The organism is Embleya scabrispora DSM 41855 (genome assembly GCF_000372745.1).
Taxonomy (GTDB): Bacteria; Actinomycetota; Actinomycetes; order Streptomycetales; family Streptomycetaceae; genus Embleya; species Embleya scabrispora.
The window spans coordinates 1-20,940 of record NZ_KB889679.1 but is presented as its reverse complement, the minus strand read 5'-3'; the positions used below and the strand labels follow the sequence as shown (position 1 = coordinate 20,940).

Sequence of the window (20,940 nt, the reverse complement as noted above, 5' to 3'; positions counted from 1 at the left end):
CGCCTTCGGCCGTCGGGACCCGTCGAGGACCCGGTACCGGTCGCCGCGTCCTGCTTTCCAGGTCGGCAGCCGGCCGATCGGTCCCGCCGATAGGCTTCCGGCACGCCGTCTCCCGGTCCATCGCCCGCGACTCCCGGTAGACCGGGTGCGGACGCGGCATCGATTCACCCTGCGGGGGAGTCGGCCGGCCTCGGGAGTCACACAGCCTCGGGAGTCACACAGCATGGAAGGTCCGTCGCGCGATCCGGTGCCCGGTCGACGCGGTACCGCCGGTCACTGGTTCGGGCTCATCGGGCTCGCCGTCCTACCGTTCGTCTCGATCGGGTTGCTGGCCTGGGTCCCCCCGCTCGTGTCGGGCATTCGCACCCGCAGGCGCTGGGACTGGGTGATCCTCACGGGCATCGCGGTCAGCGTGGTCCTCGCCTTCGTATGCCTGGTCGTGGCCACCGAGTCGGACGACGAGGAGCGCGCGCGCAAGGCGGCCGGCGGCCCCGAACCACAGACGATCCTGGACGACGTCGGGACGATCATGCTGCTCGTGCTGATGGTCGCGGTGCCGGTCTGGTGGTGCGTCAGATCGGCCCGCTGGGCCAAGGCGGCGCGCGCCCACCAGCCGCACGCGCAGGCCGGGTACGCGCCGTGGCAGCAGCAGGCGCCCGTCGGGCCGCATCCACACTCGTATCCGCACCCGCACCCGCAGCCCTACCGGCCGGCCCCGCCGCCGCAGGCCCCGCCCGGCTATCCGCGGCCCGGCCCGGCGATCGCGCCCGCCGACCCGCGCGGGCCGGTCGCCCCGCCACCCGTCGCCGGCCCGCCGCCCGTCGACGATCCCGCCGCCCGGGCCCGGGCCCGGTTGCAGGGACTCAGCGAACGGTTGCGCGAACAGGACGGCGGCAACCCCGGAGGACCCCGATGAGCATTCCCGGTCGCGTGATCGCGGGCCGCTACGAACTGTCGACGGCGATCGGCAGAGGCGGCATGGGGCAGGTCTGGAAGGCATACGACCAGACCCTGCAGCGCCGGGTCGCGGTCAAACTGCTGCGCACCGACCTGGTGGACGCCGCCGGTGACCGAGGCGCGATGGAACGGCGCTTCCTGCGCGAGTGCCGGGTGACCGCGGGCATCGATCACCCGGGCCTGGTCACCGTGTTCGACGGCGGCGCCGACGAGGGCGACCTGTATCTGGTGATGCAACTCCTGGACGGCTGCGACCTGGCCGACCTGATCGCCGAGAACCAACCGGTGCCGTGGGAGTGGGCGGTCGCGGTGGCCGCGCAGATCTGTTCGGTGCTGGCCGCGGTGCACGCGGTACCGGTCGTGCACCGCGACCTCAAGCCGCGCAACGTGATGGTCCGCCGGGACGGCACGGTCAAGGTGCTCGACCTGGGCGTGGCCGCGGTGCTCGATCCGGAGTCGACCAAGCTGACCACGACCGGCGCGATGCCGGGCTCGCCCGCGTACATGGCGCCCGAGCAGATGAACGGGATCGTCGAGCCGCGCACCGACCTGTACGCACTCGGCTGTCTGCTCTACGAAATGCTGGCCGGACAGGCGCCGTTCGCCGGGCCGACGATGGCCTCGGTGATGCTCGGGCACCTCAACGGCACGCCGGAGCCGCTCGGCGCGCGGCGCCCGGACACCCCCGCCGGGCTGGACCGGCTCGTGCTGCACCTGCTGGGCAAGCAGCCCGATCAGCGGCCCGCGAACGCGCAGGAGGTCTACCGGCTGCTCGTGCCGCTGCTGCCCGCGGGCAACGGCGACGCGCTGGCGCCGACCGCGCCGATGGACCCGACCCGCCCGTTGCGCTTCCCGGCCGCGCCGCAGCCGCTGCCGGGCCTGCCCGGGCCGGTACGCGCGGCGGTGCCCGAGCGGCCGGCCGCGCCGTGGGCGATGAGCGCCGGCCCCGCGGCCCACCCGCCGCGCCCGGATCCGGACTGGGCCGCGGTGCCCTCCGCCGCGCCGCCCGTGCCGGACGTGCGCAGCGCGCTCGACGAGGCCAATCGGCTGCTCGGCGAGGGTGCGCTGACCCAGGCCGTGGATGTGCTCGGCGCGGCGCTGCCGGTCGCCATCGCCCGGCACGGCGAACACGACCCGCTCGTCCTGGGGTTGCGGCAGGCGCTCGCCGACACGTTGCTGGCGGACCGTCGGTTCCGGCGCGCCCTCCCGGAGTTGCAGTACATCGCGGCAGTGTTCGCGGCGTCCGGTGGGCCGACCGACGCGGAGGCGATGGAGTACGGCCGACAGGTCGCGGCGTGCCTGGAGGAATTGGGCGAACTGCCCGCCGCGCTGGGCGAGTACCGGCGGCTGCTGGACCTGCATCGGCGTGTCCCCGAGGCCGACGTGTACCAGGGGTTCGACCTGCGCGAGCGGATCGGGTTGTTGCTCGCCGCGCTGGGCGACCCGTACCAGTCCGAGAGCGTGCTGGTGCCGCTGCTCGCCGAACAGGAGCACCGCCTGGGACCGCAACACCCCCGGGTGTCCACGCTGCGCGGGCACCTGGCCCGCATCCACGGTGTGACCGGCTACCGCCGCCGGTGACACGGGGGGTGTAACGCCCGCGGCGGGTCGACGCGTTATTCGCACGACACCGAGGCGCGGAGGCGGCATGACGGGGGATCGCGGCGCGGACTTCGAAGAGTTCGCGCAGGCCCGCAGTGGCCAACTGCTGCGCACGGCCTGCCTGCTCACCGGGGACTGGCACACGGCCGAGGACCTGGTACAGGAAACGCTGGGCAAGCTCTTCCGGGGCTGGCGGCGGATTCGGCACATGGAGGCGCCGGTCGCCTACGCGCACACCACGCTGGTGCGCACGTTCTTGTCCGTGCGTCGGCTCAAGCGCTCGTCCGAGCGTCCGAGCGAGGTGTTGCCGGAACCGCCCCCGGTCGTCGGCGCGGACATCGAGCTGCGCTTGACCCTGCTTCAGGGCCTGGCCCGGCTGTCACCCGCGGATCGGGTGGTGCTGGTGCTGCGCTATTGGGAGGACCGCTCGGTGGAGGAGACCGCGGAGGTGTTGCGGATCAGCCCCGTGGCGGTCCGGGTGCGTGCCAAGCGGGCCCTGGACCGGCTGCGAGCGCTGCTCGGCGCCGAACTGGTCGATTTGGGCATGGCGTGTTGACCGGCGGCGAGAGCGGGATCCCGCGGCGGTGCCCGGGGTGGGGTCGGCGCGGTTTCCCGAACGGCGTCGCATCGACGGGAAGGATTCGATGAGCGTGCGTGCCGACGAGCGGTTCGAGCGGGATCTGCCGGATGCGATGCGCTCGGCCGTGGCCGAGTTTCGCGGGCCCAGCCCCGATTTGATCGAGCGCGGGATCCGGCGCGGCCGGCAGCAGCGCCGGACGCGGATGGCGGTCGGCGCGACGGTGGTCGCCGTGCTGGCGGTCGTGCTGGGCCAAATCGGCGGATCGAGCGTGCTCGACGGTGCGTTCGGCCGATCGGTGGACGAGCAGGGGCCGGCCGCGGTCGCGCCGACGGGGCGACTGCCGTTGGGCCGTGAGCTGATTCCGTACCTGCGGACCGCGCTGCCCGGCGGCGGTCGCACCGACCGGTTCGAGCCGGAGGGCGCGGCCCCGGTGCCGGGCGACTCCCGGATCTCCGGCACCTACACCGGACCCGGCGGCTCCACGTCGCTCGCGGTGGAACTCACCCGCCCGTTGCCCGGATCGGTCGAGGACCTGTGGTGGGGTGCGCACTGCGCGCCCAACGCCCCTCCCGGGTACACGTGCACCCGTTCGCCGGAGCCGGACGGGGGCACGCTCACGATGTCCGTCGGCCCCGTGGGAACGGACGGACAGCGCGTGTCCCGTCAGGTGGTGTACACGCGAGCCGACGCGGTACAGGTGCACGTGTATGTCGGTGCGAAGGCGCTTTCGGCGGCTGTCGCCCTGGGCACCACGGAGATGATCGCGATCGCTCGCCATCCGGTGTGGACCCGGTTCGGCGACGACGCCTTGCCGGTCGACCGGAATGTCTTCGTCGGCTCCGACTCCCCGCTGCCTCGTGCCGTCAAGGTGGGCCCTGCCTCGGGCACGGCACCGGTCACCTTTCCGGTGACCCGTGTGGGTAGGGACGATTCCGTGCTGACCGTGCGGTTGCGCTCGACCACGTCCGCTGTCCTGACGAGTTGTCCGCCACCGGACGTCGATTTCTGCGCGAACGTGAAGTCGGCGGACGGCCTGCCCGGGGTGGCCCATCAGGCGGTGGTCGACGGCCGGGTGGAGTCGCGTTCGCTCCTGGTCCTTCGCCCGGGCGGTCGGGCGCTCTACCTCGAGGTGCGCGGCGATCCGACGGGTGCGGTGGGCCAACCGGCCCTCACCTTGGCCGAGTTGGCGGAAGTGGCCGGCTCGCCGCGATGGGACGGATGAGGCAGGCGCGGGCGGCGCCGTCCGGGTAGGCCGAAGCAGGCCGCCGGCGCCGCGACGCGTGCCCTTCGATCGGTGTCCATCCGGGCGGAGCCGCACATTTTCTGCCACTTGTCGCGGCTGTGCTCTTCCGTCCGGGGGCTGCCATGGGCGACCGTGGAGACATCGACGCGCGAAGGGGTGACGTGGCGATGGAACTGCCCGAGGTGTCCCTGCCCTGGTTTGTACTCGGTGTCGCCGGCGCGGTGCTGTCCCTGACCCTGCCGTGGTTCCAGACCCGGACCCATCGCCGGGCGCGCGCGCTCGACTTCGACGAGTCGCGCTACGCCACCACTCCCGACACCGTCTTCCGGGTCCCGATCACGCCGCTCAAGGTGTACGCGGAACCGGTCGCGGCGCGCGCGGTCGGCCTGCCGCTCGGCGTCGCCGGCGCGGTGCTGTTCCTGACGTTCGGCCTGTGGCCGTCGATGCTGACCTGGTCGGTGTGCGGCGGGGTGACCATCGTGCTCACTCCGGTGCGGCGCGCGCTGGGCCTGCGGGTGACCCACCGGATCGCCCGGGACGTGTCGTTTCGGGGCGGTCCGCTGCGCGATCGGGACGGCACGGTGATCGCCGAGCAGACCTGGCCGCAGGTGGTGCGCACCTGGTACCGGCACGAGTACCGGGACCGGCCGCCGGGCGAGGACGACCTCTCGGTGGCGGTGCTCGGCAAGTTCTGGTGGCTGGCCGGTCATCTGCTGTGCTGGCCGGTGACCTTGCCGGGCACTCAGATCGTGCAGACCGCGATGTGTCAGAACCCGGCCTGGGCCCTGGGACATGTGGGCGACGACGCCGGCGCGCCGTGGCTGGCGGATCTGGGCGATGCCCGAACCCCTGTCCAACGCGACACGCAGGGAAAGGCACGGCAGACCGCCCCGGACGGGTGACGCCCGCACGGGTGACCACACTCCCACCCGATCGTTGGGCAGGGTGTGACGCGAAATGTCTCCATGGTCCGGATCGCGGCGGCGTCCTTCGCCGGCACGTCGATCGAGTTCTACGATTTCTTCGTCTACGGCACGGCCGCGGCCCTGGTGCTCGGGCCGCTGTTCTTTCCCGGCTTCTCGCCGATCGCGGGCACCCTCGCGGCATTCGCCACCTACGCGGTGGGGTTCGTCTCGCGGCCGTTGGGCTCGGTGCTGTTCGGCCGGCTGGGCGACCGGCGCGGGCGGCGCCCGGTCCTGGTCGGCTCGTTGCTGCTGACCGGCATCGCGACGGTGCTGGTCGGGTTGTTGCCCACCTACGACCGGATCGGCCTGGCCGCGCCGATCCTGCTGGTGCTGCTGCGCTTTTGCCAGGGGCTGGGGGTCGGCGGCGAATGGGGCGGCGCGGTACTGCTGGCAGCCGAGCACGCGCCGCCGGGCCGGCGGGCGCTGTGGGGCAGTTTCCCGCAGGCCGGCCCCGCGATCGGGTTCCTGCTCGCCAACGGCCTCATGTTGACCCTGTCGGGGGTGCTGAGCGACGCACAGTTCCAGGCGTGGGGCTGGCGGGTGCCGTTCCTGTTCGCCGGTGTGCTCGCGGGCATCGGGCTGCTGCTGCGCGCCTCGATCGAGGAGACCCCGGCGTTCGTCGAACTGGCCGCCACCGACGGGCTCTCGGCGAGCCCGTTCACCGAGGTGGTGCGTGGCCACTGGCGGCTGATCCTGCTCGTCGCCGGCGCGCTGACCTGCGGCTACGTGGGGTTCTACCTGACCACGACGTGGTCGTTGCACTACGCCACCGACACATTGGCGGTCGGGCGCACCACGATGCTCGCGTGCATCATGGTCGCGGTGGTCGGCAAGGCCGTCGCCACGCCGCTGTTCGCGCTGCTGGGCGATCGGTACGGGCGCAAGCCGCTGTGTGTGGCGGGCTGTACGGCGATGGGGTTGTGGGCGTTTCCGATGCTGGGGCTGCTGGCCACCGGTGATCCGGTGTGGATGACGCTGGCCTGCCTGGGCACGCTGATCGCCTTCATCACGATGTTCTCGGTGATCGGCACCTACCTGTCCGAGTTGTTCGAACCGCGCGTGCGATGCACCGGCGCATCCACCGCGTACAACCTGGGCGGCGTGTTCGGCGGCGCGCTGACCCCGATCGTGGCCACCGAACTGGCCCGGGGCGACGGCACCCCGTGGAGCGTCGCGGCCTATCTCGCGGCGGCCGCGGCGCTCAGTGTGGCGTGCTTCTCCGCGCTGCCGGAGACTCGCGCGGTGCCGGCCTGGGAGGGACGACCGGCCACCGCTTGATCTTCCTTCGGCAGCCGTCATGGGCCACGCTGCGGCCATGGACGCCAACGACCACGAACAGGCTGGGGCGCGACGCGCGCAGCACATCCGGATCGCCGAGCGGCTGCTCGCGGCGGTGAGCGCGGGCGACCGGAGCGCCCAGGTGGCCTGCTACCACCCCGACGTCGTGCTCGAATTCCCGTACGCCGCGCCGCCGGTACGGATCGAGGGCAAGGACGCGGTGGACGCCTATCTGGAGGTCGCGCTCGGCATCTTCGAGCTGCGCCTGACGGTGACCCGGGTCCACGACTGCGTGGACCCGGACACCGTGATCGTGGAGTTCACCGGCGAGGGGCGGGCCAGGCCCACCGACCGTGCCTACGCGAACACCTACATCGCGGTGCTGGCCTTCCGGGACGGTCTGGTGGTGGGCCAGCGCGAGTTCTACAACCCGGTACCGGCCGCTCAGGCCTTGACCGCGACGCCCGCCAGCTGAGGCAGCTTCACCTCGGGGTCGCCGAGCCGGCCCTCGGGGCCCCACACGTCCACCGGGACCAGGCGGGCGGGCAGCAGTTCCAGGCCGCCGAAGATGGCCAGGATGCCGTCGTGCGAACGAGCGTGCATCTGCTGCACGTTGGACGAGTACTCGCTGAGCGCACGGTCCATCCCGGCCGGGCGCTCGTCGCTGCGGTGCGCGTGCGAGAGGGCGAGGTGGCTGCCGGGCACGGTGGCGTCCATGTACTGGCGCACCACACCCGGCGGGTCCACCTCGTCCGGGATGAAGTGCAGCACCGACACGATCAGCACGCCGACCGGCTGGGAGAAGTCGATCAGCTTGCGCACCTCGGGCGAGTCGATCACCTTCGCCGGATCGGTCAGGTCGGCGCCCACCACCGTCGCGTTCGGGTTGTTCGCGAGCAGGGCCTGGCTGTGCGCGACCGCGACCGGATCGTTGTCCACGTAGACCACCCGCGCGTCCGGATCGGCCTTGTGCGCGATCTCGTGCACGTTGCCCACCGTCGGGATGCCCGAGCCCAGGTCCAGGAACTGCCGGATGCCCAGGTCCAGCAGGTGGTGCACGGCGCGGGTGAGGAACACCCGGTTCCCGCGCAGCACGTCGCGCAGTTCGGGCATCGCCTGGGTGACCAGTTCGGCGGCCTCGCGGTCGACCGCGAAATTGTGCGCGCCGCCGAGCGCGTAGTCGTAGACGCGGGCCACGCTGGCGCGCGTGATGTCGATGTGCTCTGGAGCCCAGTCCGGTCGAGTCATGGCTCGGACTCTAAAGCGTGCCGGCGCGATTCACCGGAAAAATCGCCGGCCCGACGGTTGGCGGCCCTGTGCGAGGCATCACACCCGCCGGATGCCCGCGGCGGTTCCGGCGTCGACGAGATCGGAACGAGGTGTTCCGGTCCCCGGACGCCGGGACCGCCGCGGGACGGTCGCGGCTACGGCTTGATGCCCGCCGCACCGACGAACGCCGGACACTTGTCCGCGCCGACCGGGATGTCCTCGGGCGCCAGCGGTGCCCACACCTGGTCGACCCGGGGACCCACCTTCGCCGCGATCGGGGCCAGTGCGGCCAGGTCGAAGCCGTACAGCTTCGCCGCGTTGCCGCCGACCATGGCCGCGACCTCGACCGGGTCGATGCCGTTGTAGGTCAGCTGGAGTGCCTCGCGGCTGAACGGATGGCTGGCCTCCTTGTGCGGGTAGTCGCTGCCCCACATGATCCGGTCCACGCCCACCTGGTAGCGCAGCTTGGCCTCGGCCGGGCGCTGGAAGCTGGCTCCGACGTGGCACTGGCGGGCCCAGTACTCGCTGGGCTTGAGCTCCATCCGGCCCACCAGCGCACTGCCCCACTCGTACTCCTGGGAGCCGACCGCGGTGCTCATCCGGTGCCAGTAGTAGTCCAGCCGCCGGGTCTCCTCGGGGATCCAGGCAGTGCCCTGCTCGGTGAAGACGAACTGGAGCTCCGGGTGGCGATCCATCGCGCCGGAGACCACCAGGTGGGTGAACGCGCGGTGCGCCCACCAGGACACCTCGGTCAGGAACACCACCTTGTCCACGTCGGTGTCCCCGGCCGGCGGCGCGGCCGAGCCGGTGTGGTGGTTCACCGGCATGCCCAACTCCTCGCACACCCGCCACAGCGGCTCGTAGTGCGCGTAGTCGAACATCGGCACCAGGCCGGAACCGGGCGGGGTGCCCGGCAGCAGCACGCCGCCGGTGAGCCCGGCCTCCTTGGCCCAGCGGATCTCCTCCACCGCGGCCGGGATGTCGTGCAGCATGATCTGCACGATGCCCGCCCGGCGTCCGGGCGTCGCCGCGCAGAAGTCGACCATCCAGCGGTTGTGCGCCTTCAGTCCTTCCCAACGCAGCGCCAGATCGCCCGCGTTCGCGGCCGGCGGCTGATCGGTGAGCGAGGGCTTGGGGAAGAACGGCGGCACCGTGTTGGGGAAGATGACCTCGGCCACCACCCCGTCCGCCTCCAGGTCGCGCATCCGGCGGTCGGAGTCCCAGTTGCGCGGACCCAGATCGCCCTTGAGGTCCTCGTAGGGAATCTCGTAGCCGCTCACCCACGCGTCGAACCGGGCGTGCAGGCGCGCGGGCAGGTAGTCGCGATAGCCGTGGATCTCGCCGCCGCCGTGGCAGTCGGCCGAGATCACCGTGTACCGCTCGGGGTGGTCTCCCGTCGGGGGGCCGCTCGGGACGGGGAGCGGGGTGGTGCTGTCAGTCATGGGGGATCAGACCTCCAGGGCTTCCGCGTTGGGGTTGATCGCGGCGCCCGTGTCGTGTCCGGTGAGCCAGTGCCGGCCGATCTCGGCGGCTGCTGCCCACTTGGTCGTCAGGTCCTTCGCCGATCCGTCCTCGTTCACCTGACCGAGCGTCGCGGGGGTGACCCCGACCCGCTCGGCGTGCGGCCTGAGGGCGGCCAGGTCGAAGCCGTACACATCCGCGACCGCCTCGCCGAGCATCACGCGCGTCTCGGCGATGGGTACGTCCGAGAACGTCTTGCGCAAGATGTTGAGCGTCTCGGGCCAGGTGCCCTCGGGATGCGGGAAATCGTTACCCCAGCAGATGTTGCCGACACCGATCTCGTAGCGCATGCCGATCTCGCGCCGCTTGGTGTTGGACGCGCCGATGAAGCAGTTGCGGTCGAAGTACTCGCTCGGGAGCAGCTTGATCTCCTCGAACCCGGCCAACTTGGCCGCGCCGCGCGAGCCCAGCAGCAGCCGGTCGGTGAACCACAGCAGGTTGCCCACCCACCAGCAACCCGCCTCGGTCACCCCGAACCGCAGCCGCGGGAAGCGCTCGAAGACGCCGGACCACAGCAGGAACCACAGCGGCCGGGAGGGCCACCAGGTGACCTCGGTGACGTAGATGCCCAGGTGGTTTCCGTACGCCTCGCGGTCGGCCGGACCCGAGTGGGTGACCACCGGGAGCTCCAGGTCCTCGCACAGCGCCCACACCGGGTCGTACCTGCGGTCGTGGTAGGGCGTCTGGTTCATCCACATGGCCGGGATCATCACCGCGCCCAGGCCGTCCGCCTTGATCCGGCGGATCTCCGCGAGCACGTCCTCGATCGCCGCGGTGATCGGGATCAGCGCGACCCCGCGCCGCCGCTCCGGGCTGGTCTTGCACAACTCGGCCAACCAGCGGTTGTGCGCCTGTGCGCCGGCCAGGCCCAGTTCCGGATCCATGTCGCCGGACAGGCCCAGGCCCGCGCCGAACGGCACGCACGTACGCGACTCGACGGCGTCCGCGTCCGGGAAGATCACCTCGCCGACCACGCCGTCCTTGTCCAACTCCAGGTCGCGCCGGTCCACCTCCCAACCGCTGCGCAGCACCTCCTCGTTGGTCTCGAACCAGTTCGCCGCGAAGTCCTCGTTGCGCACGCCCAGGTCGGTGATCGCCTTGAGCTGCGCCTCGCGCTCGGACATGAACCGGTCGAACGCCGCGTGGTGCCTGGTCGCGAGGTAGTCGCGATACAGCTCGGTCGGCAGCCCGGCGTGGGTGTCCGAGGAGATGATCGTGTAGGGGGTGGTGAGTTCGTCGTGCTCGGTGTGCTCAGTCATCGTCACTCACTTGTCCAGGACGAAGGTTTCGAGGTACGAGGGGTTGCTGCGGGCGAGCATGCTCTGCGACCGCGCGGTGATCTGCCCGTCGCTGTGCTCGCTGGCGGGCAGAATCCAGAACCGGTTCTCCCGGATGCCGTCGAGCACGTCGGCCGCGACCGACTCGACCGGGGTGAACTCGATCTCCTGCCCCGCGTCGCGCATCGCCTTCTCCCACGCGTCGAGCGTGTTGTACGGCGTCTTGCGCGGCACCGACTTGGCGAACCGCTCGGGCCGGTTGCGGTAGGACTCCCACAGGCCGGTGCGCAACATCTTGGGGCCGGGGAACAGTACGGACGCGCCGAGTTGCGCGTGCACCTGGCCCAGTTGCGCGTACAGCGCCTCGGTCATGGTCACCACCGCGGCCTTGGTGGTCGCGTACACCGACGCGTTCGGCAGCGGCGCGATGCCGCCGTCGCCGGAGGAGGTGTTCACGATGTGTCCGGGGGTGTTCTGCGCGAGCATCCGCGGGACGAACGCCTGGATGCCGTTGAAGACGCCGAACACGTTGACGGCGAAGCACCAGTCCCAGTCCTTGGGATCGTGCTCCCACATCTTGCCCTCGGAGCCCGAGCCGATCCCGGCGTTGTTGCACAGCACGTGCACCGCGCCGAAGTGCTCGAACGCGGCGTCGGCCAGCTTGAACACCGACTCGCGCACCGACACGTCCACGATGTGCCCGATCGCGTCGCCGCCCGCGTCGGTGATCCGCGCCACGGCCTTGTCCAGCGCGCCCTGCTCGATGTCGCCGAGCACGACCTTCATGCCCTCTGCGCTGAACCGCTCGGCCATGGCGAGCCCGATGCCGCTCGCGGCACCGGTGACGACGGCGACTCTGCCGTCGAATTCCTGGAGCATGTGTCCCGATCCCTTGCTGTCGTCGCTGCCGTGCCTGTCCTGCTTGGCATGTTTGGCGTGCTTGGCGTGCTTGGCGCGCCTGCCTCGCCTGCCTTGCCTGCCGGGAGCTACTTCGCGGGCGGCGGATCGTCGGTGATCTGCTGCACGTCGTCGTAGCGCTGGTGGATGTACGGGAGCACCAGGTCGGCCTTGACGTGCTCGGCGACGAAGCCCTGCTGATCCGAGGTGCGCTCGCTGAGCGTGATCGAGATCAGCTTGCGCACCGGCAGGTCGGCGACCGGGTCGAAGTCCGAGTCGCGCAGGATCACCTCGCCGTCCAGGCGGTGCGCGCTGCGGGTGCGCTCGTTGCGGGTGACGTGCACCAGCATCGGGTCGGCGTCGAAGCCGTCGCCGTCCACGGCGGGCAGGAACTTGTAGTAGAAGCTCAGTGTCTGTCGGGGCTCGGGCGTGGCCAGCTCCTCGACCACCGTGCCGCGCACCTCGACGTAGGTGACGCCCATGCGGTTCACGGTGGCCACGACCTCGTCGCCGCTCCGTTCGACCTTGACGTCGGCCAGCTTCTTCGGCTCGCCGAACACCTCGCGACCGCCGATCACCGCGCGCTCGGTGGTCATCGGCATGGTGAGCGTGTAGTCGCCCTCGATGTCGCCGTGCTTGCAGCGGACCGCGACCGCACCCGCGCCGAGCGGGTAGCCGTTGATGTCGCAGCCGGAGATGTTCACCCGCACCAGCGGGCGGTCGGCGGGGACCAGCGGCGGCGGCAGGATCGCCGTGATCACCTCGGGATCGGTCTCCCAGATCGCCATCACGCCGGTGGACCAGATCTCCGGGAGGCTGGACCGTTCCCGGGAGGACTTCTTCAGCGTCTCCGCCGGCCGGGCGCCGTACCGAATGCGTGCCACGTACCTCACCTCTTCCGCTCGTGCGAGGGCTGCGCGCGGACCGATTCCCCGGTTCCGTGCGCGGTGGTGCCGGTTGCTCTGTAACACTGTTACACCGGTGGGTCGGTGAGGTAAAGACCTGCGGCGTGGTTGCCCGTGTATCGGGCGGGCCCGTCCGGACGCGAGAATGGGACGTGATGGACAGGATCACGCGAGACACCGTGCTCGACACCGCCATGCGTCTCGTCATGGAATCCGGTATCGAGAACCTCAGCATGCGCAAACTGGCCGCCGAGTTGGGCGTCGCCGTCACCTCGATCTACTGGCACGTGGGCAACCGCGACGTGCTGGTGGATCAACTGGTGGACCGGGTGATCGCGGACATGGGCGCGATCTCGGTGGACGGGAGCACGCCGGTCGAGCGGGTGGTGTCGATCGCGCGATCGTGTCGGCGGATGATCCTGGAGCGCCCGCACCTGGTCGGCCTGGTCCGCGAGCGTGGTCTGGAATCGCTGATGATGTTGCCCGCCCGCAAGGCGCTGGTGCGCGAGATGACGGCGGCCGGGCTGCGCGGCGCGCGGGCGGGTGAGGCGGTACAGGCGGTGCAGTACCAGATCGCCGGCTTCGTGATGCTGGAGCGGGCCCTGGAGAACAGTGCGGCCGAACCGCCCGCCGTGGATCACTGGCGCGGCGAGTTGGCGCTGGAGGACCCGGAACTGGCGGCGAGCCTGAGCAACGTCACCGACGGTGATCGATTGTTCGTGCTGTCGGTGCGGGCGCTGGTGGAGTCGCTGCTGGGGTGAGGACGGCGCGCTCGGTCAGGGCACGCGTGGTGGCGCGCCGGCGAGGATGCGGCGCCAGGCGGCGGGGGACAGGGCGTCCTGGGCCTGTCGCGCGTCGATCCGGGCCAGGGTGCGGGCGGGAGCGGCCAGCAGGGCGGTGGTCCGCAGGAGCGAGCCGCCGATCCGGCGCGGCTCGCGGCGCAGGCTCAGGGTCTCCTCGACCGCGTCCCGGTACGGACCCCTGCGCAGCACGATCCGAACCAGCTCGCGGCCGACCCGGCGCCGGCCCGTACGCGCGGCGCTCGTCAGTGCGCCCGGTGCCTGCCGGGTGCGCACGTCCGGGCGGCCCCACGGCATCGAGGCCGGAGCCTCGCCTCGGGAGACCGCGATCAGCGCCGCGACCAGGTCGGTGCCACTGGCGGCCGCGTTGCCCGGCTCGGTCAGATGGGGGCGCACGTCGAGCCAGGCCGGGCCGTGCGCGGTTCGCACCGCGTCCAGCGACAGGCCGCCGTGCCAGCCGAGGTGGCCGCCGAGCATCGCGACCTGCTCGCGCACCTCGGGAAGCACCACGCTGCGCTTGACCGCGCTCGCATGCAGGTGTTCGTACGCGTGCACCGCGACCAGTCGGCCGTGCTCGAAGACCGCCTGGGCGGACAGGACCGGGCCCTGGGCGGGCTCTTGGACCAACACGCCGGCGCCGTCCGAAAACGCCCCGTCCTGCTCCAACGTGTCGGCCAGCCGCAGCAGTTGCTCGCGCCGCTCGACCCGGTACGCGGTGGGCAGGGTTTTCACGAACAGCGGCGGATCGGCGACTTGGCGCAACTCCTCGGCCGTGTGCACCACCACGGTCCCGGCCGGCTGCGGCATCGCGATCTCGGTGAGCGTGGCCGCGGCCGACGCCCGGTCCGCGACCCGGCGCAGTGCCGCGAACGGGGGCACCGCCAGGGCGACACCGAGCGCGGTGACGCGATCCGGTTCGCGGGCGAGCACCGCGACGTGTGCGTTCGTGGCCAGCAGCACCTCGTGCGGCTCGGCGCGCAGCACCGCCTCGGTCCGGGCCAGCCACGCCCACGGATCCACGCCGAAGGCCGGCACCTCGTGCACCGCCACCACCGACCGCGGGCGTCCGAAAGCCGGCCGACCGGGCGGCGCGAGCACCGCCACGTCCTGCCCCCATCGCCCGATCGCCATCGCGATCTGACGTGACGTCACCCCGAAGCCGTCCCCTAGCAGCACGCGCACGGGGGTCATCCTGGCACGAACGTGTGTCCGCGCTCACCACACACCTCGATGCCGGTTCGATTAGAATCGCGCCCATGCACCGCCCGGACCCCACCACCGCGTCGACGTCGCTGTTCGCGACGCTGCTCGCGCTGGTCGGCTTCGGGTTGTTCGTGGACGGGACATTGCCCGCACTGGTCGCCGTCGCGGTGACCGTGGTGCTCGCGCTGGCCTGCTTCGCCGTCTCGTGGGCGCCGTCCGCCGAGCGGGCGCGGGTGCGTGGTGCGGTATTGCGCGAACAGGCCGATCGGCTGGCCTTTTTGCCTTCGCGTGATCCCGACGGGCCGGGCCGGTCGCGGCCCAGAGCACCGGGAGCGGGTTCGGCGGCCTGCTGATCCCGATCTTCGTTTCGAAGGTTCGGCACGGTTCGTTTCGAGGTTCGGCACGGTTCGTTTCGGAGATTCGACACGGTCCGTTTCGGAGGTTCGACACGCTTCGTTTCGGAGGTTCGACACGCTTCGTTCCGGAGATTCGGCACGACCTTCCTGTTTCGAAGGTTCGGCGCGCCGCCCTGACGCAGCCCTGATTCCCGCGTCACGGAAGGCCCTTCCATGTTCGGCATCCCCGTTCTCGGCGTCGCGCACGACGTCCTGCTCACGCTCGCGGACGCGCTCGCGCCGCTGCTCGGCACCGGCTCGATGGCCGGCGCCGTGGTCGTGTTCACCGCATGCGTGCGACTCGCCCTCGTTCCGCTCGGCTACGCCCAGGCCCGGGCCGAGGTGGCCCGCGCCCGACTCGCCCCCGAGGTCCGCCGGCTTCGCGACAAGCACGCCAAGGACCCGCAGCGGCTCGGACGTGAACTGGCCGCGTTGCACCGGCAGTCCGGCACTTCGATGTTCGCCGGCATCCTGCCGGCGCTGGCCGGCCTGCCGTTCCTGTTCCTGACGTACCGTCTGTTCAGCGGCGACCGCGCCCTGTTGGAGCACACGCTGGCCGGCGCGCCGCTGGGCCTGCATCCGGTGACCGGACTCGGCGGACCGCACGCGCTTGTGCTCGTCGGCCTGTTGGCACTGCTCGCGGGTGTGGCCTACGCGCAGCACCGCGCCGCCGCGGCCGTCCCGGACGCGCCCGCACTGGTGCGGTGGATGCCGTTCGGCACGGTGCTCACCGCGGCCTTGGTGCCGCTCGCGGCCGGCCTGTATCTGCTCACGAGCACCGCGTGGACCACCGCCGAACGCCCGTTGCTGCGCCGGTTGGCCACCCGGCGCGCTGATCGCGTCGTACCCGGGCACTAGCGTTTCGCGCAGTCGTTTCGCGCAGTGACGACGTGAATCTGAGCCGCGATCGGAAATGAGCACCCCATGGCTACGAACAAGTTCGGCGCGACCTGTGCCACGTGCACGACCTACGTCAAGGCCGGCGACGGCCTGTTGGTGCGCAACGACGGCAAGTGGGTGACATATTGCGCGACCTGCGGCGAGCCCAAGCCCGCCGCACCGCCACGGGGCAACCACGACGGCTGGCATCGAGGGCCGATGGCCGCGTTCGACGTGGAGACGTCCGGCGTGGACCCGCACACCGACTTCATCGTCACCGCCGCGCTCGTCGACTCGGCCGGCACCCGGCGGTCCTGGCTGCTCGACCCGGGCGAGCGGGAGATCCCGGCCGAGGCGACCGCGATCCACGGGATCGGCACCGAACGGGCCCGGGCCGAAGGGCGCCAACCCGCGCTGTGCCTGGCCGAGATCGGTACGGCGATGGCCGAATACCTCGCGGCGGGCACGCCGATCGCGATCTACAACGCGCCGTTCGACCTGACCATCCTGCAGACCGAGCTGCACCGCCACAACCTGCCGCAACTGCCGTACACCGCACCGATCATCGACCCGCTGGTGATCGACAAGCAACTGGACCGCTACCGCAGAGGCAAGCGCACGCTGGCCGCCACCAGCGCGTTCTACGAGGTGGTGCTCACCGACGCGCACACCGCCGACGGCGACGCGCTCGCGTGTCTGTTGCTCGCCCAGGATCTGGGCGCGCGATTCCCGGAGTTGGCCGCCGATTCGCTGCACACGCTGCACGAGAAGCAGGCCCACTGGTACGCGGAGCAGGCGGCCTCGCTCCAGCAGTACTTCGACCGCCGAAACCCGGACGGCGGGGCGGTGGTGGACCCGAACTGGCCGGTGATTCCCGGCGGTCCGGACGGGCCGGGATCGCCGAGCCTGCCCGGCACGTCGACCGGGTCGAGCGCGTGGCGGCCGGAGGAGGGGCGGGGAGGGGAGCAGGGACGCTCCGGGTCGAGCGCGTGGCGGCCGGAGGACGGGCGGGAGCGTTCGGGGTCGAGTGCGTGGCGGCCGGAGACAGGGGCGTAGGTGGTTTCGGTCGCGGCGTCAGTGGTTCGTCGCGAGGGCGCCGAGACGACCGTCGATCAGCTCCAACGCCCGGTCGGCGTACGGTAGATGGCTGTGGTCGTGGGTGACCAGGACGGTGGCCGTGCCGTTCGCCCGGGTCAGCTCGGTGAGCAACGCCACGATGGCGGCGCCGCGTTCGTGGTCGAGGGCGCTGGTGGGTTCGTCGACCAGGAGCACGGCCGGCTCGTTCATCAGGGCCCGGGCGATGTTCACTCGTTGCCGCTGGCCGCCGGAGAGCCGGTGCGGACGGTGCTCGGCGTGCTCCGCGAGGCCGACCCGGTCGAGCAGGTCCAGCGCCCGGGCGCGGGCCCGGCGGGCACTGCGCCCGGCCAGGTGCGACATCACCTGGAGCTGCTCGACGCAGGTCAACGACGCGAGCAGGTTCGGTTGTTGGAACACGATTCCGATCGTGGTGCGGCGCATTCGGGCGCGTTCGGCGGCGGACAGCGCCGCGGCGTCGCGGCCGGCGATCGCCACCCTGCCGTCGTCCGGCCGGGTCAGCGTCGCGGCGACGGCGAGCAGACTGGACTTGCCGGAACCGGACGGCCCGACCACGGCGGTCAGCGTGCCGGGCGGCACGAACAGCGAGACGCGATCCAGGGCGGTCAGTCGAGCGTCGCCGTCGGGGTAGGTGAGAGTGACGTCGGCGAGTTCGAGGCCGGGGGACGGGCGCATCGGGTGCCTCTCGGGTTCGCCGGTGCCGGTGTGGGACACGGATCGGGTGTCGTGGGTCGGGCCGGTCGAGTGGGTTGGTTGGGTCGGTTGGGTCGGTTGGGACGGTTGGGTCGGTCGGGTCGGTCGGGTCGGGCGTTCGGGCTCGTTGGGGCGGGACAGGGTGGGGTGGCGCCACGCGGGCCGCTGGGCTCCGTGCCGCGTCGGATGGCTCATCGGATGCCGCTCAGTGCGGTGTGCGGGTCGACGGCGGTGACCCGGCGGATGGCGAGGGCGGCGCCGACCATGCCGAGCAGGATCAGTACGGCCGCCGGAAGCAGCGTGGTCGACGTGTCCACCACGAACGGCACGCCCTCCGGCGCGACCGCGCCGAACAGCGCGGCGGCCCCGGTGCCCAGGGCGGTGCCCACCAGCAGCACCACGAACGCCTGGCCGAGCGCGTCCCGGAGCAGATAGCCGGTGGGTGCGCCGAGCGCCTTGAGTACCGCGATGTCGCCGGCCCGCTGGATCGTCCACACGGTGAAGAACGCGCCGACCACGAGCGCCGAGATGGCGAACAGGAATCCGCGCATCAGTTGAAGCGACCCGTTCTCGGCGGTGAACGACCCGATCGCGCTTCGGGCGTCGCCGATCGAGGTGGTCCGGGTGCCGATCGCCCGGTCGGCCGCCGCGGTGTGCGCGCCGGCCAGGTCGAGCGCGATCACCGTCGCGTGTGGCCCACCGCGCTGCGGCCCCGGGCGCAGTGGCTGCCAGTCGGCCAGGGTGGTCCACACGACCGGCGCGTGACTGTACGAGGACCCGGACACCACGGCCGCGACGGTCAGCGACGTGTCGGCGCCGACGGTCAGCCGGGCGCCGACCGCGACGTGCAGATCCTCGGCCAGTGGCCGGGACAGTACGACGGTGCCCGGCGCCAGTGCTCGCGGCGCGAGCGGCCCGCCGGGCTCGACACCGAACGCGGCGGCGGCAGCGGTCCGTTCGCCGACGCCGAGCCGGGTCATCGCGATGCCCAGTGGCGCCGCCGAGCGCACCCCCGGCTGCTCGGCCCAGCGCCGCCACTGGCTCTCGTCCACGGCCGAGTCCGCGAACGAGACGCCCTGCCCGGACGCGGGCGCGGCGAACGCGAGCCGATCGGCGGGCAGCGCGTCGACGGCCGACGTGTTGGCCCGCCCCAGCCCGACGGTCAACCCGGACACCAGGCCGACGAGTGCGGTGATCAACACCACGGTGACGATCATCAGGGCGAACCGCCCTCGGGCGAACACGAGGTCTCGCAGCGCGACGAACACGGTGGGTCGGGGCCTCCTGGCTGGGAAGATCCGCGGGCGGGAAGGCGAAATCAGCCCGTCCGGCGGTTGCGGACAACCCAACCTTCGTCCTCGGCAACCGCAGCGTCATCGATCGAGCTGTCCGCCCCCGGATCAACCTTTCGATCGATGCCGCCTACACCCGCCCCGCTTACCCTTGACCCGATATGTACCCCACCATCACCCCGACTCGGGTCCCCCGCGCACTCCGTGCCTGTATGCACGGGCTCGTGCTGCTGCTCCTCGCCGTCGCGGCACTGCGCGCACTGGTCGGCGCGGACGCGTCCAACGGGCGGGCCGCGCTGATCGTGGTCGGTGCGGCGGTCACGGCCGGGGTGTACGCGGCCGGCAACCTGCTGCCCTCGGTGGGCCCGTCGCGGCGCGCCTCGATGGTGTGGCTGGGGTGTCTGACGCTGGCCTGGAGCGGGTTCTACGCGCTGACGGCGGAGGGGATCTGGTTCGCGTTCCCGCTGTTCTTCCTGGTTCCGCACCTGTTGCCGGTGCGGCTCGCGGTACCGGCGGTAGCCGGGCTGACGGTGCTCGCGATCGTGGGCTACGGGGTGCATCGCGGCGGGTTGGCGATGGGCATGGTGCTCGGCCCGGTACTGGGCGCGGCGGTGGCGATGGCGACCGTACTGGGCTATCAGGCGCTGCACCGGGAGAGCGAGGAGCGCCGCCGGCTGGTGGAGGACGTGGTCGCGGCGCGCGCCTCGCTGGCCGCGGCCGAGCGGCATGCCGGGGTGCTCGCGGAGCGTGAGCGGTTGGCCCGAGAGATCCACGACACGCTCGCGCAGGGGTTCAGCAGCATCCAGCTGCTGCTGCGCGCGGCGGAGCGGGCGCTGCCGGCGGATCCGCTCGCCGCGGACCGGCACGTGCGGCTCGCCCGGATCACCGCGACCGACAACCTGGCCGAGGCGCGCCGGTTCGTCCGGGCGCTGGCTCCGCCGGAGTTGGACGGGTCCTCGCTGCCGGCGGCGCTGGAGCGGTTGTGCGCGCGGACCGCGGCCGAGGCGGAACTGGACGTGCGCTTCCACAACACGGGCGACGCGGTGCAACTGCCGACCGCCGTCGAGGTGGCGCTGCTGCGGATCGCCCAGTCGGCGCTGGGCAACACCGTGCGGCACGCGGCGGCGTCCCGGGCCGAGGTGACGCTGAGCCACATGGACGCGTCGGTGACCCTGGACGTGGTGGACGACGGGCGAGGCTTCGATCCGGCCGGGCGATCGGGGCGGAGCGGCGGGAGTGGGTCGGCCGGTACCGGGTTCGGGCTGGCCGCGATGCGGACGCGGGCGGCCGAGTTGGGTGGGGTGCTGACGGTGGAGTCGGGGCCGGGGCAGGGGCAGGGGGCGGCGATCGCGGTGACGTTTCCGGTGCCGGTGCCGGTGCCGGGTGCGGGTTCGGGTTCGGATTCGGATTCGGTTTCGGGGCCGGTTTCGGTGCCGTTGCCGGTGCGGGGTGGGGCGGAGCGGTGATCCGGTTGTTGTTGGCCGACGACCATCCGATCGTGCGGGCGGGGCTGCGCGCGGTGCTGGCGGCGGAGCCCGACTTCGCGGTGGTGGGCGAGGCGGACACCGCCGAGCGGGCGATCGAGTTGGCCCGTTCGCTGGCGCCGGACGTGGTGCTGATGGACCTGCGGTTCCGCCCGGGTGGGATGCACGGGAACACGGCCACGGCGGCGATCACGGCCTTGCCGGACGCGCCGCACGTACTGGTGCTGACCACGTACGACACCGATGCGGACATCCTGGCGGCGGTCGAGTCGGGCGCGCTGGGCTACCTGCTCAAGGACGCCCCGCCCGAGGAACTGGCCGCCGCGGTACGTACCGCCGCGGCCGGCGAATCGGCGCTCGCCCCGCGGATCGCCGGTCGCCTGCTGAGTCGGCTGCGCGACCCGCTGCCGACGCTGACCACGCGCGAGACCGAGGTGTTGTCGCTGGTCGCGGACGGCCTGTCCAACCTGGCGATCAGCAGGGCGCTGTTCCTGAGCCAGGCCACCGTCAAGTCCCACCTGGTGCACATCTACGCGAAACTCGGCGTCGACTCCCGCACGGCGGCGGTGGCGGCGGCGGTGCAACGGGGGGTGCTGGGGCGGGGG

21 protein-coding genes are annotated in these 20,940 nt (G+C 72.0%); 13 read left to right on the top strand and 8 right to left on the bottom strand.

What is annotated here, in order from left to right; translation table 11 throughout:
* The first annotated feature begins 223 nt into the window (after window positions 1-223).
* From A3IC_RS62805 to A3IC_RS57085, 7 genes are all read left to right on the top strand, one after another.
* Window positions 224-916, top strand: a complete 693-nt coding sequence (locus A3IC_RS62805; RefSeq protein WP_020553522.1) for a hypothetical protein — start codon at window positions 224-226, stop codon at window positions 914-916.
* On the top strand, window positions 913-2,538 hold the full coding sequence (locus A3IC_RS0128710) for a serine/threonine-protein kinase (RefSeq protein WP_205353886.1): 1,626 nt from the start codon (window positions 913-915) through the stop codon (window positions 2,536-2,538). The genes A3IC_RS62805 and A3IC_RS0128710 overlap by 4 nt, the downstream gene beginning before the upstream one ends.
* 67 nt (window positions 2,539-2,605) lie before the next feature.
* Window positions 2,606-3,115, top strand: coding sequence for a SigE family RNA polymerase sigma factor (locus tag A3IC_RS0128705; RefSeq protein ID WP_020553520.1), 510 nt, complete (start codon window positions 2,606-2,608; stop codon window positions 3,113-3,115).
* An 88-nt stretch (window positions 3,116-3,203) separates the two neighbouring features.
* Window positions 3,204-4,361, top strand: a complete 1,158-nt coding sequence (locus A3IC_RS0128700; RefSeq protein WP_020553519.1) for a hypothetical protein — start codon at window positions 3,204-3,206, stop codon at window positions 4,359-4,361.
* 143 nt (window positions 4,362-4,504) lie between these two features.
* Window positions 4,505-5,284 carry a hypothetical protein gene (locus A3IC_RS0128695; protein WP_158696136.1) on the top strand — a complete coding sequence of 260 codons (780 nt, stop codon included), beginning with the start codon at window positions 4,505-4,507 and terminating at the stop codon, window positions 5,282-5,284.
* 63 nt (window positions 5,285-5,347) lie between these two features.
* On the top strand, window positions 5,348-6,625 hold the full coding sequence (locus A3IC_RS0128690) for an MFS transporter (protein WP_020553517.1): 1,278 nt from the start codon (window positions 5,348-5,350) through the stop codon (window positions 6,623-6,625).
* Between the two features lie 37 nt (window positions 6,626-6,662).
* Entirely contained in the window at window positions 6,663-7,100 is a 438-nt protein-coding gene (locus A3IC_RS57085; protein WP_020553516.1) for a nuclear transport factor 2 family protein, read from the top strand.
* Here A3IC_RS57085 and A3IC_RS57080 read toward each other — a convergent pair.
* The 5 genes from A3IC_RS57080 to A3IC_RS0128660 form a co-directional block, all read right to left on the bottom strand.
* Entirely contained in the window at window positions 7,070-7,873 is an 804-nt protein-coding gene (locus A3IC_RS57080) for an SAM-dependent methyltransferase (RefSeq protein ID WP_040877315.1), read from the bottom strand. The genes A3IC_RS57085 and A3IC_RS57080 overlap by 31 nt on opposite strands.
* A gap of 176 nt (window positions 7,874-8,049) precedes the next feature.
* Complete coding sequence (locus A3IC_RS0128675; RefSeq protein WP_052173852.1) at window positions 8,050-9,336, bottom strand: amidohydrolase family protein; 1,287 nt, start codon at window positions 9,334-9,336, stop codon at window positions 8,050-8,052.
* A gap of 6 nt (window positions 9,337-9,342) precedes the next feature.
* Window positions 9,343-10,674 carry an amidohydrolase family protein gene (locus A3IC_RS0128670; protein WP_040877323.1) on the bottom strand — a complete coding sequence of 444 codons (1,332 nt, stop codon included), beginning with the start codon at window positions 10,672-10,674 and terminating at the stop codon, window positions 9,343-9,345.
* A 6-nt stretch (window positions 10,675-10,680) separates the two neighbouring features.
* Window positions 10,681-11,571 carry an SDR family NAD(P)-dependent oxidoreductase gene (locus A3IC_RS0128665; RefSeq protein WP_020553512.1) on the bottom strand — a complete coding sequence of 297 codons (891 nt, stop codon included), beginning with the start codon at window positions 11,569-11,571 and terminating at the stop codon, window positions 10,681-10,683.
* Between the two features lie 107 nt (window positions 11,572-11,678).
* Complete coding sequence (locus tag A3IC_RS0128660; protein ID WP_026218858.1) at window positions 11,679-12,473, bottom strand: acetoacetate decarboxylase family protein; 795 nt, start codon at window positions 12,471-12,473, stop codon at window positions 11,679-11,681.
* A 176-nt stretch (window positions 12,474-12,649) separates the two neighbouring features.
* Here A3IC_RS0128660 and A3IC_RS0128655 point away from each other — a divergent pair, with 176 nt between their 5' ends.
* Window positions 12,650-13,255: a TetR/AcrR family transcriptional regulator gene (locus tag A3IC_RS0128655; protein WP_020553510.1), complete on the top strand. Its 606-nt coding sequence runs from the start codon at window positions 12,650-12,652 to the stop codon at window positions 13,253-13,255.
* Between the two features lie 15 nt (window positions 13,256-13,270).
* On the opposite strand, the gene A3IC_RS57075 is transcribed toward A3IC_RS0128655, so the two are convergent.
* On the bottom strand, window positions 13,271-14,476 hold the full coding sequence (locus A3IC_RS57075; RefSeq protein ID WP_052173851.1) for a hypothetical protein: 1,206 nt from the start codon (window positions 14,474-14,476) through the stop codon (window positions 13,271-13,273).
* A gap of 74 nt (window positions 14,477-14,550) precedes the next feature.
* Here A3IC_RS57075 and A3IC_RS67670 point away from each other — a divergent pair, with 74 nt between their 5' ends.
* The 3 genes from A3IC_RS67670 to A3IC_RS71430 all read left to right on the top strand — a co-directional run bounded on the left by A3IC_RS67670 (window position 14,551) and on the right by A3IC_RS71430 (window position 16,827).
* Window positions 14,551-14,850, top strand: a complete 300-nt coding sequence (locus A3IC_RS67670; protein WP_020553508.1) for a DUF6412 domain-containing protein — start codon at window positions 14,551-14,553, stop codon at window positions 14,848-14,850.
* A 216-nt stretch (window positions 14,851-15,066) separates the two neighbouring features.
* The gene (locus tag A3IC_RS0128640; RefSeq protein ID WP_020553507.1) at window positions 15,067-15,750 is read left to right on the top strand and encodes a YidC/Oxa1 family membrane protein insertase; all 684 of its coding nucleotides are present in this window, start codon (window positions 15,067-15,069) and stop codon (window positions 15,748-15,750) included.
* A 66-nt stretch (window positions 15,751-15,816) separates the two neighbouring features.
* Window positions 15,817-16,827 (top strand): exonuclease domain-containing protein, encoded by a 1,011-nt coding sequence (locus A3IC_RS71430; protein ID WP_020553506.1) that lies wholly within the window; start codon window positions 15,817-15,819, stop codon window positions 16,825-16,827.
* Window positions 16,828-16,845: 18 nt separating this feature from the next.
* Here the strand turns inward: A3IC_RS71430 and A3IC_RS0128630 are convergent, their stop codons facing one another.
* Both A3IC_RS0128630 and A3IC_RS0128625 read right to left on the bottom strand, forming a co-directional pair.
* Window positions 16,846-17,541, bottom strand: a complete 696-nt coding sequence (locus tag A3IC_RS0128630; RefSeq protein WP_026218856.1) for an ABC transporter ATP-binding protein — start codon at window positions 17,539-17,541, stop codon at window positions 16,846-16,848.
* A gap of 209 nt (window positions 17,542-17,750) precedes the next feature.
* Window positions 17,751-18,827, bottom strand: coding sequence for an ABC transporter permease (locus A3IC_RS0128625; protein WP_020553504.1), 1,077 nt, complete (start codon window positions 18,825-18,827; stop codon window positions 17,751-17,753).
* Window positions 18,828-19,063: 236 nt separating this feature from the next.
* Here A3IC_RS0128625 and A3IC_RS57070 point away from each other — a divergent pair, with 236 nt between their 5' ends.
* Window positions 19,064-20,317 (top strand): sensor histidine kinase, encoded by a 1,254-nt coding sequence (locus A3IC_RS57070; RefSeq protein WP_020553503.1) that lies wholly within the window; start codon window positions 19,064-19,066, stop codon window positions 20,315-20,317.
* The coding region (locus tag A3IC_RS0128615; protein WP_020553502.1) for a response regulator at window positions 20,314-20,940 on the top strand (627 nt) is incomplete at its 3' end. The genes A3IC_RS57070 and A3IC_RS0128615, both read left to right, overlap by 4 nt.

Bases quoted from the DNA above. Each gene is read 5' to 3' on its own strand.
- A3IC_RS62805 (WP_020553522.1), top strand. From the start codon at position 224: ATGGAAGGTCCGTCGCGCGATCCGGTGCCCGGTCGACGCGGTACCGCC.
- A3IC_RS0128710 (WP_205353886.1), top strand. From the start codon at position 913: ATGAGCATTCCCGGTCGCGTGATCGCGGGCCGCTACGAACTGTCGACG.
- A3IC_RS0128705 (WP_020553520.1), top strand. From the start codon at position 2,606: ATGACGGGGGATCGCGGCGCGGACTTCGAAGAGTTCGCGCAGGCCCGC.
- A3IC_RS0128700 (WP_020553519.1), top strand. From the start codon at position 3,204: ATGAGCGTGCGTGCCGACGAGCGGTTCGAGCGGGATCTGCCGGATGCG.
- A3IC_RS0128695 (WP_158696136.1), top strand. From the start codon at position 4,505: ATGGGCGACCGTGGAGACATCGACGCGCGAAGGGGTGACGTGGCGATG.
- A3IC_RS0128690 (WP_020553517.1), top strand. From the start codon at position 5,348: ATGGTCCGGATCGCGGCGGCGTCCTTCGCCGGCACGTCGATCGAGTTC.
- A3IC_RS57085 (WP_020553516.1), top strand. From the start codon at position 6,663: ATGGACGCCAACGACCACGAACAGGCTGGGGCGCGACGCGCGCAGCAC.
- A3IC_RS57080 (WP_040877315.1), bottom strand. From the start codon at position 7,873: ATGACTCGACCGGACTGGGCTCCAGAGCACATCGACATCACGCGCGCC.
- A3IC_RS0128675 (WP_052173852.1), bottom strand. From the start codon at position 9,336: ATGACTGACAGCACCACCCCGCTCCCCGTCCCGAGCGGCCCCCCGACG.
- A3IC_RS0128670 (WP_040877323.1), bottom strand. From the start codon at position 10,674: ATGACTGAGCACACCGAGCACGACGAACTCACCACCCCCTACACGATC.
- A3IC_RS0128665 (WP_020553512.1), bottom strand. From the start codon at position 11,571: ATGCTCCAGGAATTCGACGGCAGAGTCGCCGTCGTCACCGGTGCCGCG.
- A3IC_RS0128655 (WP_020553510.1), top strand. From the start codon at position 12,650: ATGGACAGGATCACGCGAGACACCGTGCTCGACACCGCCATGCGTCTC.
- A3IC_RS67670 (WP_020553508.1), top strand. From the start codon at position 14,551: ATGCACCGCCCGGACCCCACCACCGCGTCGACGTCGCTGTTCGCGACG.
- A3IC_RS0128640 (WP_020553507.1), top strand. From the start codon at position 15,067: ATGTTCGGCATCCCCGTTCTCGGCGTCGCGCACGACGTCCTGCTCACG.
- A3IC_RS71430 (WP_020553506.1), top strand. From the start codon at position 15,817: ATGGCTACGAACAAGTTCGGCGCGACCTGTGCCACGTGCACGACCTAC.
- A3IC_RS0128630 (WP_026218856.1), bottom strand. From the start codon at position 17,541: ATGCGCCCGTCCCCCGGCCTCGAACTCGCCGACGTCACTCTCACCTAC.
- A3IC_RS57070 (WP_020553503.1), top strand. From the start codon at position 19,064: ATGCACGGGCTCGTGCTGCTGCTCCTCGCCGTCGCGGCACTGCGCGCA.